Origin of the sequence: Pseudogulbenkiania subflava DSM 22618, assembly GCF_900177275.1 — a bacterium.
GTDB classification, from domain to species: domain Bacteria; phylum Pseudomonadota; class Gammaproteobacteria; order Burkholderiales; family Chromobacteriaceae; genus Pseudogulbenkiania; species Pseudogulbenkiania subflava.
This window is the reverse complement of record NZ_FXAG01000002.1, coordinates 278,576-292,200: the sequence shown is the minus strand read 5'-3', so window position 1 is coordinate 292,200 and position 13,625 is coordinate 278,576. Positions and strand designations below refer to the sequence as shown.

Below are 13,625 nucleotides of genomic sequence, written 5' to 3'. Positions count from 1 at the left end.
CTCAGGGCTTCGAAAAGCCGTACTTGCCCAGGACCGCCTGACCCGCCGGCGACAGGACGTAGGCGACGAAACGCTTGGCCTCGTCGGCGTTGGCGCTGCTGACGGTTTTGGCAATCGGGTAGCTGATGGCGATGTCGAGCGGCACCGTGAACGCCACTTTCACCTTGTCCTTCATGATGGCGGCGTCGGTACCGTAGACGAAACCGGCATCGACCTCGCCGCGCGCCACGTAGTCCAGCGACTGGCGCACGTTCTGGGTCGTGACCGCCTTGGCTTGCAGCACCGGCCACAGCCTGGCGGCCTCCAGGGCGTGCTTGGTGTAGCGGCCGACCGGAACGCTGGCCGGGTTGCCGATGGCAACCTTCTGCACGCTACCCTGGCTCAGGTCCTCCAGCCGCTTGAGCGCCAGCTTGCTGTCGCCGGGCACGATCAGCGCCAGGCTATTGCGCACGAAATCATGCCGCTCGCTCGCCGCCACCAGCTTCTGCTGCACGGCCTGGTCCATGGTTTCCTGATCGGCCGAGGCGAACACGTCGACGGGGGCGCCCTTGGCCATCTGCTGCAGCAGCGCGCCCGAGGCGCCGAAGTTCAGCAACACCTTGGCCCCCGGATACTTGGCCTCGTAACCCTGGGCGATGTCCTTGAAGGCGTTGGTGAGGCTGGCGGCGGCGGATACCGTCAGTTCGCCGGCATGCACCAGGCCGGTAACGGCAATGATGGCGGCGGCAGCCAGGAGGCGTTTCGTCAGTGGGAGCGGCATCTCGGTCTCCGAGTCATGTGTCGATCGAGCGTAATATACAGCAATATATCACGCTGTCGAAAACCCACGCGGCAGAAGCTGATTTACATCAAGGAAGGCGTTGACTGGCGCGACCCAGCCACGCCGGAGGTGCACGATGCGGGCGCAACGGCCGGATTGGCGCAGGAAAGGGAAAGGTGGATGCGGACGGCCCACACGGGGCCGGCCGGGGCGCCCTCAGTCGTCCCGCGTCAACACCTCCAACAGCTCGATCTCGAAAATGAGGTTGGAGTTGGGTTTGATATGGGCGCCGATCTGCCGTTCGCCGTAGGCGAGATGGGCCGGCACGAAGAGCTTGCGCTTGCCGCCGACCTTCATGCCCATCAGGCCCTGATCCCAGCCCTTGATCACGCGCCCGGTGCCGATGACGCACTGGAAGGGGCGGCCGCGATCGTACGAGGAGTCGAACTTGGTGCCGTCCTCGAGAAAACCAGTGTACTGGGTGGTGATCAAGGCGCCTTTGACCACCTCCTTGCCGTCGCCCGGTTGAATGTCCACAACCTGTAATTCGTTACTCATCAAGCACTCTCGTTGATTCGGTCATCGGTCAATGCGGCTCGCCGCAGCGTGGCCGAAATTGTAGCGTATCTTGCGCCGCCTTCGCGGCAGCGGGCTGCGCCAAGGGCGCGGCTCATGTCCGGGTGGCGTTGAAACGCGCTTCGGCCTCGCGGAACAGCGTTTTCACCCCCTCCACGTCCCAGGGGCGCTCGATCAGCGTTTCGTGGTCCCATTCGCTTCTCGGGCGGGCGGGATGGAAGAAGTCGCCGCCATACACGTGAATGGCGCAGGTCATCTTGCCGATGGGGTTCAGCACCGAATGGATGATGTCGCGACCGAGTGTCGCCACCTCGCCAGCGCCGAGCGACTGGGCCCCGGCCGCCTCGATGCTGCCTGCCGTGCGGCGCCAGAACACGTTGTCTTCGCGGCCGGAATAGATGCCGATCACGGAAAACATCTGGTGGTTGTGCGGCATCAGGCTCATGCACGGCGCCCAGACGAAGTTGAGGATGGTGAGTTCCGGGCCGACATAGAGCGGGGTAATGCCGGCATGCTGCGGCTCGCCCAGCCCGGCCATCACGCCTTGCCTATCCGCCACCGCCTCCTGCACCAGCTCGCGAATGGCCCCCTGCCCGTCGGCCACCGCCTTCAGACAGTCCTGGATGAAACGATCCTTGTCGAACATGATCTTCCTCCTCCCTGGTTGCGCTCGATGGCCGACCCTCTCAGCGTGGCACATGCCGCCCCGGTGAGAAAGGTCTTCGCAACGGTCAAGGCCGCGCCGAGCGCCCCACCCGGCGTGGCGTCGACGACGGGGAATGCCGCCGGTACGCCGGCCATCGGGGTGCTGCGGCCGGATGCCGAACCGGTTGATGGCAGTCAATGAAAGCGGCGCGCCGCTTCGCCACTATCCCCTCACCAACATCAGCGGAGTAACCGAACATGCAGCACAGACTTCAAGGCAAGGTGGCCGTCGTCACCGGGGCCAGCAGCGGGATTGGGCGCGCGATCGTGACGCGGTACGTGGCGGAAGGCGCCAGAGTGGTCGCCTTCGCCCGCAACGCCGAGGCGCTCGCGGAACTGGCGGCGGCGCATCCCGGACAGGTGGTCGCCGTCGCCGGCGACGTGACGCGCCAGGAGGATTTGCAGCGACTGGTCGAGGAGACCGCCAGGCAGGTCGGCAAGATCGACATCCTGGTTCCCAATGCCGGCATCGCGCGCGTGGTGCCGTTTGCGGACAGCAGCGCCGAGGCGTTCAACACGCAATTCTCGGTCAACCTGTTCGGGGCCGCCGAAACCGCCCGGCTCTTTCTGCCGCACATCCGCCCGGGCGGAACGATCCAGTTCATCACCACCTTCCTCACCCAAGTCGGCTTTCCCGGACTCGCCATCTACAGCGCCAGCAAGGCGGCACTGAAGTCGCTGTCGCAAACGCTGGCGGCGGAACTGGCGCCCCGAGGCATCCGGGTGAACTGCATCGCCCCCGGCCCCATCGGCACCCCGCTGTGGGGCACCGTCGGCCTGCCGCCCGAGGTGCTCGGCCAGGTGGCGGAACAGGTCACCGCCAGGCTGATTCCGGGGGAGTTCGGCCAACCCGACGACATCGCCGAGACCTCGGTGTTCCTGGCGTCGGATGCGGCCAAAAACATCTACGGGCAGGAAATCGTGGTCGATGGCGGTTACACCATTGGCTAAGAACCTGTTCACGATCTGTCGCGAGCGGCCCTCAGCGGGGTGAAGAGCAGCGCAGAAACCGGAATGTACAAGTAGTACATGAGGATTTCCGATCGCTGAGCCAATCGAAGATTGGCACGCAGTGCACATGAGCCCCGATCAGGGACGCGCAGCAAGATCGCGAACAGGTTCTAAGCGGAAGCGGCCTCCTATCCTGCCAGGAACGGAGGCCGGCTAGGCTGCCGCACGGCATCGCCATCGACCTTCCCGTTGTCACTGTCACACCGAGTATCGCCACCATGAGCTATCCCGCCTTTTTCGACGCCGTTCCCCCAATCCTGGTCCACGACAAGCTTGCCGGCCTGCTCGGCGCCAGCAGCGACGGCATGCTGACCTATCACTACGTCGACGCCGTGCGCCTGGCCGGGCACTCCTGCCCCACCGTGGCGAGCGCCTACCTGATGGCGAGGCGCGCCTTGCAGGTATTGTTTCCCGACGATGTGCCGGAGCGCGGCGAGATCGACGTCAGCTTCGCCAAGTCGCAGGACGAGGGCGTGACCGGCGTCATCGCCAGCGTGATCGGCCTGATCACCGGTGCCGCCGGACCGGGAGGGTTCAAGGGTATCGGGGGACGCTTCAAGCGGCACGACCTGCTGCATTTCGATGCCGCGATCGAAGGCGAAGTCCGCTTCCAGCGCAAAGACAACGGCGCCGCCGTGCAGCTTGGCGTCGACCTCAGCCGGGTACCGCCCAGCCCGCTCAGCGGCCCCCTGCTGCAACGGATCATGGCCGGCACCGCCACGTTGGCCGAAGCCCATGAATTCGCCGAACTCTGGCAAGCCCGGGTAGAGAAGATCCTGATCGAGCACGCGGACGACCCGGAGCTGATCGTCGTCAGGCCCTGAGCCCCTTCCGCCTGGCATCACTAGCGCGGCAACGCCCAGGGGGGGCCTCAGGGCGTCAGTTCATCACACCCGCTGGCCGGAGCCCGCCACGCGGCGCCATGGCACAGCGGGGCTCCTCCTCTATTCCGGATCAGCACGCGCAGACAGTCGCGCCGCCACGCCGCCGGTTTTCCCGTTATGATGCCCGTGGCCGGGATGAGAGCGGGCCGCCTGCCGACGGCCGGCGCCGGCATTTGGCACCGCCCTCGCCCCCCCCTCATTTGCCTACCCGGCAGGCCGGCCGCATCGGCAGGCGCGCCACCAATCAAGTCGACGCGATGATTATCGATTTCACCAAGACCGATCCGCTGCTGGCGTACCAATGGCTCACCGCCACCGTGACCCCACGCCCCATCGCCTGGGTATCCACGCGCTCGGCCCAGGGCATCAGCAATCTGGCGCCGTTCAGCTTCTTTCAGGTGGTGACCGGCACGCCGCCGACGGTAATGCTATCCCCCCTGGTGCAAGGCGACGGCAGCCCCAAGGACACCGTACGCAACATCCAGGACACAGGGGAGTTCGTCGTCAACCTGGTGCCGTTTGCCATGGCAGACCAGATGAACGCCACCGCCTTCGGCTACGAGCACGGCATCAGCGAGTTCGAGCGCTGCCACATCCCGAGCCAGGCGGCCGAACGCGTCCAGCCCTTGCGGGTCGACGGCGCCAGCGTCAGTTTCGAATGCAGGATGGCCGCGCTGTACCCCTACCCGGAGCACAAGCCGTCGTGCCACATCATTCTGGGAGAAGTGCTGCTCGCGCACATCGACGAGTCGATACTGGACGAGCGCGGCCGCGTCGACCCGGCTCGCCTGGACATCATCGCCCGCATGGGCGGCAAGTGGTACAGCCGAACCCGGTCGGAAACCAACTTCGAACTATCGCGGCCGAGCGGCTGGGACGACCGCTCCGCCGGCCGGACCAACCGCTGACGGGCGAGCGGTCTTTAATCGATAGAAAAAAGAAGACAAAAAACCACACCCGAGGCCGTTCTTCTTGCAACTAGACGATCGGTCTATTATTCTTCGTCCATGGCACGACCCAGCTTATACCCCGACACCCGCGAACACATCCTCGCCACCGGCGAGGAGCTGATCCATGGCCGCAGCTTTACCGCGCTGGGCCTGACCGAGCTGTTGTCCGAGGCGGGGGTGCCCAAGGGGTCGTTCTACCACTACTTCAAGTCGAAGGAAGACTTCGGCGTGGCGATGCTGACGCGCTATTTCAGCGGCTACCGCGAGCGTGTCGGCGGCTTGCTGACCGACGGCAGCGTCGGCAATGGCCGCGAGCGGCTGCTGGCCTACTTCCAGCAATGGCTGGACAACCACGCCCGCTGCGAGGCGCAGAGCTGCCTGGCGGTGAAACTGGCGGCCGAGGTGTCGGACCTGTCCGAACCGATGCGCGTGGCGCTGGACGAGGGCATGCTGGCCATCGTGCAGCGGCTTGCCGCCTGCCTCCGCGAAGGCCAGACCGACGGCTCGATCAAGCCCTCGCTGCCGCCGGACGACACCGCCTACGCGCTCTACAGCCTGTGGCTGGGTGCGGCACTGATGTACAAGACACAGCACAGTCTGCAGCCGTTGCAGGCCGCGATGATCCATACCCAAGGCCTGCTGCTGCCCTGCAGCGCGGCCTGACAACGATACCGTTTGCCGGCGAGCAGGCGGTTTTTTTGACACCGAAACTAGACGACCGGTCTAATCTTTTCGAAACGACGGAGCGATCCATGAACGCGACACTCGAACAGATGCAGCAACACCGCAGTATCCGCAGCTACCAGGACAAGCCGGTGCCGGCCGAGGTGCTGGACGCCATCATCCAGGCGGCGTGGCACGGCCCCACCTCGATCAACGGCCAGCAGGTGTCGCTGGTGGTGGTGCAGGACGCGGCACGCCGCCAGAAGATTGCCGAGCTGGCCGGCGGCCAGCCGTGGATCGCCCAGGCGCCGGTGTTCATCACCGTGGTGGCCGACTTCTACAAGACCCGCCTCGGCGTGGAGCGGGCCGGCAAGCAACAGGTGATCCACGACAGTGTGGAGGGTTTCGCCGTGGCGGCGGTGGATGCCGGCATCACGCTGGGCAACCTGATGACTGCCGCGCGCTCGGCCGGTCTCGGCGTGGTGCCGATCGGCGGCATCCGCCGCAACCCGGCGGCGATGATCGACCTGCTGCAGCTGCCGGAACTCACTTTCCCGCTGGCTGGCGTGGCCATCGGCTACGCCGCCGACGAAGGTGACATCAAGCCGCGCCTGCCGCTGGCGAGCTTCGCGCACCGCGAGCGTTACAACGCCGCCGATCTGCCCGGCCACATCGCCGCCTACGACGCCCAGCTGGCCGCGCACTGGCAACGGATCGGCCGCGACGACGGCGAGCCGTGGAGCAGCAATACCGCGCGCTACTACCAGCAGGTGTATTTCCCGCAGGTGGCCCCGGTGGCCCGCCAGCAGGGCTTCGGATTCGACCAGTAACCCCAACTCAGCCAGAGGACTCCCCATGCAAGCCGACAAACTGCTCACCCCGCTGCGCCTTGGCGCCGTGACCCTGAACAACCGCGTGCTGATGGCGCCGCTGACCCGCCTGCGCAACACCGAGCCGGATGACCTGCCCACGCCGCTCGCCACCGAGTACTACCGCCAGCGCGCCGGCGCCGGCCTGATCATCAACGAGGGCACCCACATCTCGCCGACCGCCAAGGGCTACGCCGGAGCGCCGGGCATCTACAGCGAGGAACAGGTGCGCGCCTGGAAGGAGATCAACGACGCCGTGCACGCGGCCGGCGGCAAGATCGCCATCCAGCTGTGGCACACCGGCCGCATCTCGCACACCAGCCTGCAGCCGAACGGCGAGGCGCCGGTGGCGCCGTCGGCGATCAAGGCCGACAGCAATACCAACATCCGTGACGAAAACGGGGAGCTGGTGCGCGCCCCCACCTCGACCCCGCGCGCGCTGGAAACCGCGGAAATCGCCGACCTGCTGGACGACTACCGCCGCGCCACCGACAACGCGCGCCGCGCCGGTTTCGACCTGGTGGAAATCCACGCCGCACACGGTTACCTGCTGGACCAGTTCCTGTCGCCGGCGGCCAACCAGCGCACCGACCAGTACGGCGGCAGCGTGGGAAACCGCGCACGCCTGGTGCTGGAGGTGCTGGACGCGGTGATCGCGGAGTGGGACGCCGCCCACGTCGGCATCCGCCTGTCGCCGCTGGGGGTGTTCAACGGCCTGTCGGAAATCGACCAGCAGGAAATGGCGCTGTACCTGATCGGCGAGATCGCCAAACGCCACATCGCCTACCTGCACCTGTCGGAGCCGGACTGGGCCGGCGGTCCGAAATGGCCGGACGCGTTCCGCCGCGCCGTGCGCCAGGCCTACCCGCACCCCATCGTCGCCGCTGGTGGCTACACTGTGGGCAAGGCCGAGGAATTGATCCGCGCCGGGCTGATCGACGCCGTGGCCTTCGGCCGCCCCTTCATCGCCAATCCGGACCTGCCGGAGCGCTTCGCGCAGGGTGCCGAACTCAACCCGCCACGTCCGGAAAGCTTCTACGGCGGCGGCGCCGAGGGCTATACCGACTATCCGGCGCTGGCAGCGTCACATTGAGAAAGGTCGATCATGAGCAAGGTCCTGTTCGTTCTCACCAGTCACGACCAGTTGGGCGACACCGGCCATAAAACCGGCTTCTGGATCGAAGAGTTCGCCGCGCCGTACTACGCGCTGGTCGACCACGGCGTGTCGGTGACGCTGGCGTCGCCCAAAGGCGGCCAGCCGCCGATCGACCCGAAGAGCGCGCTGCCGGAATCGCAGACGCCGGCCACCGCACGCTTCAACGCCGACGCGGCGCTGCAAGCCAAACTGGCGGCAACGCTGCGTCTGGACGCGGTGCGCGCCGACGACTTCGACGCGGTGTTCTACCCCGGCGGCCACGGCCCGCTCTGGGATCTGGCCAACGACGGCACCTCGCAGGCCCTGATCACCGCCTTCCTGGCGCAGGCCAAGCCGGTCGCCGCGGTGTGCCATGCCCCGGCGGTTCTGCTCGGGGCGCTCACCCCGGAAGGGTTGCCGGTGGTGGCCGGCCGCCGCGTCAGCGGCTTCTCCAATAGCGAAGAGCAGGCGGTCGGGCTTGCCGACGTGGTGCCCTTCCTGCTCGAAGACGCGCTGCAAGCCAAGGGCGGCCAGTACCAGCGCGGGCCGGACTGGCAATCCTTCGCGGTGGAAGACGGCTTGCTGATCACCGGGCAAAACCCCGCCTCGTCGGAAGCCGTGGCCGAAGCGCTACTGCGCCGCCTGCCGCACTGAGCGCGCCGGCAGCTTGGCCGAAGCCCTGTCGGAACGGGCTTCGGCCAACCTTTGTCGTGGCGGCCTCTCACACCGCCTTGCGTCCCAGCGCCACGCACAGCACCACCCCCGCCGTCACCAGCAGCATGCCGGTATTGAGCTCTTCGCCCAGCACCAGCATGCCGCACAGCATCATGCCGAAGGGCTGCAGCAGTTGCACCTGGCTGACCCGCGCCACGCCGCCCAGCGCCAGGCCGCGATACCAGATGAAGAAGCCGATGAACATGCTGACCAGGCTGACGTAGGCGAAACCGGCCCAGGTCTGCCAATGGGTGATGGCCGCCGGCCGCGTCAGCCACACCGGCAGCAGCAGGAACGGCGCCGCCAGCAGCAAGGCCCAGCAGATGGTCTGCCAGCTGCCCAGTTCGCGTGCCAGCCGACCGCCCTCGGCGTAGCCGACGCCGCACAGCAGGATGGCGATCAGCATCAGGCCGTCCGCCGCCTGCCAGTCGCCCTTGCTCTGCCACCAGGCGTAGCCCACCACCAGCGCGCTGCCCGCCAGTGCGAACAGCCAGAACAAGGGGCGCGGCCGCTCGCCGCCGCGCAAGGTGGCGAAGCCCGCGGTCGCCAGTGGCAGCAGGCCACCGAACACGGCGGCGTGCGACGCCGGCACCCGCGCCACCGCGAGCGAGGAAAACAGCGGGAAGCCGATCACCACCCCGCCGGCCACCAGCGCCAGGCGGCGCCACTGCGACCCGGTCGGCGGCGCGGCGCGGGTCAGCCACAGCAGCAGGCCGCTCAGCACGGCGGGCAGCAAGGCGCGGCCCAAGCCGATGAAGATCGGGTCGAGCTCGAACGAGGCCAGCCTCGACGCCACCAGCGTACCGCTGAAACAGGCCACGCCGACCAACCCCCACAACAGGCCGGCCAGCGGCTGCGATGTCGTCGTGCTCATGATGCGCCCCCCAGGTTGAAGAGCCTTGAGCGTAACGCCAAACTGTCTGCCATAATCCAGACAGTCATACCGATCACTCCCCCACTGTACAGGCCATACCACCATGACAGTTTGCGCCGACAACTGGCCGATCGCCGCCGCGCAGCCCGTGCCGCTGACCACGCAGATCGTCGACTTCTGCAGCGACAACATCCGCCGCCAGCTGTGGCCGGCCGGGGCGCGCCTGCCGTCGATCCGCGCCCTGGCCGAGCGCTACCCGGTGAGCCGCTTCACCGTGGCCGAGGCCTACGAGCGGCTGGTGGCGCGCGGCCTGATCCAGGCCCGCCACGGCGCCGGCTACTTCGTCGCCGGCCAGCGCAGCACGCCGCACGGGCGCGAGGCGCACCCGGCCGACAGCGCGCTGGCGCAAGAGGTGGAGCTGATGCGGCTCAACCTGTCCGGCCAACTGCGCTGGCAGCCGGGCGTCGGCAGCCTGCCCTCGGCGTGGCTGGCCGACGGCCCGCTCGCCGCCGAGTGGCGCGCCCTCTCCCAGGCCGCGCCACGCCTGGTCGGCTACGGCTGCCCGCAGGGCTATCTGCCGCTGCGCGAGGCGCTGGTGCAGAAACTGGAGGGACAGGGGCTGACGCTGTCGCCGGCGCAGCTCGTCACCACCAGCAGCGCCACCCATGCGCTCGACCTGATCCTGCGCCTCGTCACCACGCCGGGCGACACCGTGCTGGTGGACGACCCCGGTTTCTACAACTTCCACGCCGCGCTCCGGCTGGCGCGCGTCAACGTGGTCGGCATTCCGCGCACCGCGCACGGCCCGGACACCGAAAGGTTGGCCGAAGCCCTGCGCCAGCACCGGCCGCGACTGTTCCTTACCGTCAGCGCGCTGCACAACCCGACCGGCAGCACCCTGACGCTGCCGGTGGCGCACAGGGTGCTCAAGCTGCTGGAGCAGTGGAACTGCCTGGCGGTGGAGGACGACATCTACGCCGACTTCGAAGCCCGCCCCGGCGTGCGGCTGGCGGCGCTCGACGGGCTGTCGCGGGTGATCTACCTCGCCAGCTTCACCAAGACGCTGTCGGCCAACCTGCGCTGCGGCTACATCGCCGCCGATCCCGGCCGCATCGCCGGCCTCACCGACATCAAGCTGATCAGCGGCATGACCACGCCGGAAGCGGTGGAAACCCTGGTCTACCGCCTGCTCACCGGCGGACGCTACCGGCGTCACGTCGACGGCCTGCGCAAACGGCTGGAGCCGCTGCGCACCGACGCCATCGCCCGCCTCAAGGCCCTGGGTTTCACGCTGTGGCACGAACCGGCGGAAGGCTTCCTGCTGTGGGCCGAGGCGCCGCCCGGGGTCGACCTCGACGCCTGGGTCGAACGCGCCCGCGCCGCCTCGCTGCTGCTGGCGCCGGGGCGCTACTTCAGCCCGGCGGGCGCCCCCAGCCGCCACCTGCGCTTCAACGTGGCGCAATGCGGCGAAGCCGGCCTGTGGCAGGTACTGGCCGACACGCTGCACGGCTGAGAACCCGTTCCCGATCTTGCTGCGCATCCCTGATCGGGGCTCATGTGCACTGCGTGCGAATCTATCGCTGAGCCAATCCCTGCGTGCCAATCTTCGATTGGCTCAGCGATGGATTGGCACGCAGAGATTCGCTCAGCGATCGGAAATCCTCATGTACTCCAGACCATTCCGGTTTCTGCGCTGCTCTTCACCCCGCTGAGGGCTGCTCGCGACAGATCGTGAACAGGTCCTGAGCGGCCCCATGCGGCAGACGCCAGCGCCATGGGCCATAACGAGAGCGGGGAGGCGAACCATACCCACGTCATCGTCTGGCCGCAACGGCGCGTTTCTGCTACATTAGCGGGTTCGGCCGGCCCCTTGCGGGGACGCCGCCGGTGCCGGGTGAGACCGATCCCGCGTGCCGCGTGACCTCGACTGTCTTTCGATGGAAACCGCAATGAATTCAAGCGACAAAGCCCTCGTCGTCCTGTCCGGCGGCCAGGACTCCACCACCTGCCTGTACTGGGCCCTGCAGCGCTTCGGCGCCGACAAGGTGGAAGCCGTCACCTTCGACTACGGCCAGCGCCACCGCGTCGAGCTCGACAGCGCGCGCGCCATCGCCGCACTCGCCGGCGTACCGCACACCGTGCTGCCGATCGACACCTTCGCCGCCATCGGCGGCAACGCGCTGACCGATGCCAGCATCACGCCGGAGCAAGGCGCCCGCGCCGACGACGATACCGAGCTGCCGAACACCTTCGTGCCCGGCCGCAACCTGATCTTCCTGAATTTCGCCGCCGCCTTCGGCTACACCCGCGGCGCGCGCCACCTGGTGACCGGCGTGGCGCAGACCGACTACTCCGGCTACCCGGACTGCCGCGAGAACACGCTCAAGGCGCTGGAGCTGGCGCTGCGCCTGGGTCTCGATGCGCGCGTGGAGCTGCACACCCCGCTGATGTACTTGTCCAAGGCCGATACCGTGCACCTGGCACAGCAGGTCGGGGCCATGGCGGCGCTGGCCTACAGCCACACCTGCTACAACGGCGAGCAGCCACCCTGCGGCCACTGCGCCGCCTGCGAGCTGCGCGCCAAGGGCTTTGCCGAGGCCGGCGTCGCCGACCCGCTGGTCGAACTTTTCCGCCAGGGCTGATCATGCACGCATCCTACCTTCTCGCCGGCGCGCGCTTCGAAGCCGCGCGCCAGCTGCCCGCCGACTGGTTCGAGCCGCAGTTCGCCAGCCTGCACGGCCACAGCTTCCGCGTGCAGCTGCGCGTGGAGAACATCCACACGAACCAGGCCGGCCTGGCCGAGACGCTGCAGCGCGCGGTGCAGCCGCTCAACTACGCCTCGCTCAACCAGCACATGGCGTCGGTGGACGACCTGGCCATCGCCGAACACCTGTCGGAACAGCTGAGCTTTCCGCACAGCCTGACGCTCACGAGCGCCCCGGAACGCGGCGTGATCCTCGACAACGGCACCCGCCTGGTCTGGCTCAACGCCGGCTTCGAGGCGGCGCACCAGCTGCCGCACGTGCCCGCTGGCCACAAATGCGGCCGCCTGCACGGCCACGGCTTCGGGGTGCGGCTGGTGGCGGACGCGGCTTCGGCCAACCACATCGACCTGGCGGCAGCCTGGGGCCGGCTGTTCCTGCGCCTCAACCACCGCTATCTCAACGACATCCCCGGCCTCGCCAACCCCACCAGCGAGGTGCTGGCGCAGTGGATCTACCGCGAGCTGTCGGCCGATCTCGCCGGCCTGGCCTGGGTCGAGGTGCGCGAGACGCACACCGCCGGCAGCCAGTTCGACGGCCACAGCTTCCGCATCTGGAAAGAACAGCACTTCGAGAGTGCGGTGCCGTTCGATGCCGAGGGCAACTACACCGGCCACAGCTACCTGATCCGGCTGATGCTGCAAGGCGAGCTGGACGGCGCGATGGGCTGGCTGCTCGACTTCGGCGACGTCAAGGACCGCTTCAAGCCGGTCTACCGCCAGCTCGACCACAACCCGCTCGACCGCCTCGCCGGCATCCGCAACGGCCACCCCGCCTCGGTGGCGGAATGGGTGCACGCCGAGCTGTCGCCGCTGGTGCCGGAACTGGCGCGCGTCGACCTGATGGAGCGCGACGAGCGCGGGGTCTCGGTGTTGTTCAAGGACAACATGCGCTGGCCGCTGCTGTAGCAAGGGGGAAACCATGTACACGGTGAAGGAAATCTTCTACACCCTGCAGGGCGAAGGCCGCCAGGCCGGCCGCGCCGCGGTGTTCTGCCGCTTTGCCGGCTGCAACCTGTGGAGCGGCAAGGAACGCCATCGCGCCAAAGCCATCTGCCAGTTCTGCGATACCGACTTCGTCGGCACCGGCCCGGACGGCGGCAAGTTCAAGACCACCGAGCAACTGGCCGAGCGCATCGCCCGCGAATGGCCGGCCGGCGCCGGCGGCACGCCGTTCGTGGTCTGTACCGGCGGCGAGCCGCTGTTGCAGCTCGATGCGGCGCTGATCGACGCGCTGCACGCGCGCGGCTTCGAAATCGCGGTGGAAACCAACGGCACCGTGGCCGCCCCGCCCGGTATCGACTGGCTGTGCGTCAGCCCCAAGGCCGGCGCGCCGCTGCTGCAGACCACCGGCCACGAGCTGAAACTGGTCTATCCCCAGCCGACGCTGCCGCCGGAGAGCGTGGCCGGGCTTGCCTTTCAGAACTTCTACCTGCAGCCGATGGACGGCCCCGACGTCGTCGCCAACACCCGCGCCGCCATCGCCTACTGCATGGCGCAGCCGCAATGGCGGCTGTCGGTGCAGACCCACAAGGTGCTGCAGATACGCTGAGGCCGGGGACGCCCCGCTCGAGAAAAGCCGGATTTTCCGGCTTTTTGCTTGTCCATCGGAAGGTAACGATCTTTTTTTCGTTGATCCCTGTAATGAAAGCCGGCGCCGCCAGACCAATCAACAGCCCCGTCGCAACCGCCCGGCGGTATCCTGTAAGAAACGCCGCGGCGG

The 13,625-nt window shown here is 67.7% G+C and carries 15 protein-coding genes and 1 other RNA gene; 11 read left to right on the top strand and 5 right to left on the bottom strand.

Going from position 1 to position 13,625, the window contains the following annotated elements:
• Position 1: 1 nt before the first annotated feature.
• The 3 genes from modA to B9N72_RS02940 all read right to left on the bottom strand — a co-directional run bounded on the left by modA (position 2) and on the right by B9N72_RS02940 (position 1,982).
• Positions 2-760, bottom strand: coding sequence for a molybdate ABC transporter substrate-binding protein (gene modA, locus B9N72_RS02950; RefSeq protein ID WP_085274948.1), 759 nt, complete (start codon positions 758-760; stop codon positions 2-4).
• A 216-nt stretch (positions 761-976) separates the two neighbouring features.
• Positions 977-1,318 (bottom strand): FKBP-type peptidyl-prolyl cis-trans isomerase, encoded by a 342-nt coding sequence (locus B9N72_RS02945; RefSeq protein WP_085274947.1) that lies wholly within the window; start codon positions 1,316-1,318, stop codon positions 977-979.
• 112 nt (positions 1,319-1,430) lie between these two features.
• Positions 1,431-1,982, bottom strand: coding sequence for a hypothetical protein (locus tag B9N72_RS02940; protein ID WP_085274946.1), 552 nt, complete (start codon positions 1,980-1,982; stop codon positions 1,431-1,433).
• Between the two features lie 257 nt (positions 1,983-2,239).
• Here B9N72_RS02940 and B9N72_RS02935 point away from each other — a divergent pair, with 257 nt between their 5' ends.
• Entirely contained in the window at positions 2,240-2,992 is a 753-nt protein-coding gene (locus B9N72_RS02935) for an SDR family NAD(P)-dependent oxidoreductase (RefSeq protein ID WP_085274945.1), read from the top strand.
• Here the strand turns inward: B9N72_RS02935 and B9N72_RS02930 are convergent.
• Positions 2,987-3,072: non-coding RNA, sX9 sRNA (locus B9N72_RS02930), on the bottom strand. The genes B9N72_RS02935 and B9N72_RS02930 overlap by 6 nt on opposite strands.
• A gap of 198 nt (positions 3,073-3,270) precedes the next feature.
• On the opposite strand from B9N72_RS02930, the gene B9N72_RS02925 reads away from it, so the two are divergent.
• The 6 genes from B9N72_RS02925 (at position 3,271) to B9N72_RS02900 (ending at position 8,207) form a co-directional block, all read left to right on the top strand.
• A complete protein-coding gene (locus tag B9N72_RS02925; protein WP_234985867.1) occupies positions 3,271-3,876 on the top strand; it encodes an FmdE family protein in 606 nt (201 codons plus the stop codon).
• A gap of 317 nt (positions 3,877-4,193) precedes the next feature.
• A complete protein-coding gene (locus B9N72_RS02920) occupies positions 4,194-4,844 on the top strand; it encodes a flavin reductase family protein (protein ID WP_085275000.1) in 651 nt (216 codons plus the stop codon).
• A 99-nt stretch (positions 4,845-4,943) separates the two neighbouring features.
• Complete coding sequence (locus tag B9N72_RS02915; protein ID WP_085274943.1) at positions 4,944-5,549, top strand: TetR/AcrR family transcriptional regulator; 606 nt, start codon at positions 4,944-4,946, stop codon at positions 5,547-5,549.
• An 89-nt stretch (positions 5,550-5,638) separates the two neighbouring features.
• Positions 5,639-6,379 carry an NADPH-dependent oxidoreductase gene (locus B9N72_RS02910; protein WP_085274942.1) on the top strand — a complete coding sequence of 247 codons (741 nt, stop codon included), beginning with the start codon at positions 5,639-5,641 and terminating at the stop codon, positions 6,377-6,379.
• 25 nt (positions 6,380-6,404) lie between these two features.
• On the top strand, positions 6,405-7,511 hold the full coding sequence (gene nemA, locus B9N72_RS02905; RefSeq protein WP_085274941.1) for an N-ethylmaleimide reductase: 1,107 nt from the start codon (positions 6,405-6,407) through the stop codon (positions 7,509-7,511).
• 12 nt (positions 7,512-7,523) lie between these two features.
• Positions 7,524-8,207, top strand: coding sequence for a type 1 glutamine amidotransferase domain-containing protein (locus B9N72_RS02900; RefSeq protein WP_085274940.1), 684 nt, complete (start codon positions 7,524-7,526; stop codon positions 8,205-8,207).
• A gap of 67 nt (positions 8,208-8,274) precedes the next feature.
• On the opposite strand, the gene B9N72_RS02895 is transcribed toward B9N72_RS02900, so the two are convergent.
• Positions 8,275-9,141, bottom strand: a complete 867-nt coding sequence (locus B9N72_RS02895; RefSeq protein WP_085274939.1) for a DMT family transporter — start codon at positions 9,139-9,141, stop codon at positions 8,275-8,277.
• 103 nt (positions 9,142-9,244) lie between these two features.
• Between B9N72_RS02895 and B9N72_RS02890 the strand changes: the two genes are divergently transcribed.
• From B9N72_RS02890 to queE, 4 genes are all read left to right on the top strand, one after another.
• Positions 9,245-10,654, top strand: coding sequence for an aminotransferase-like domain-containing protein (locus B9N72_RS02890; RefSeq protein ID WP_085274938.1), 1,410 nt, complete (start codon positions 9,245-9,247; stop codon positions 10,652-10,654).
• Between the two features lie 436 nt (positions 10,655-11,090).
• On the top strand, positions 11,091-11,783 hold the full coding sequence (gene queC, locus B9N72_RS02885; protein ID WP_085274937.1) for a 7-cyano-7-deazaguanine synthase QueC: 693 nt from the start codon (positions 11,091-11,093) through the stop codon (positions 11,781-11,783).
• A gap of 2 nt (positions 11,784-11,785) precedes the next feature.
• Entirely contained in the window at positions 11,786-12,811 is a 1,026-nt protein-coding gene (locus tag B9N72_RS21850) for a 6-pyruvoyl trahydropterin synthase family protein (RefSeq protein ID WP_085274936.1), read from the top strand.
• Between the two features lie 13 nt (positions 12,812-12,824).
• A complete protein-coding gene (queE, locus tag B9N72_RS02875) occupies positions 12,825-13,454 on the top strand; it encodes a 7-carboxy-7-deazaguanine synthase (RefSeq protein WP_085274935.1) in 630 nt (209 codons plus the stop codon).
• The last annotated feature ends 171 nt before the right edge of the window (positions 13,455-13,625 follow it).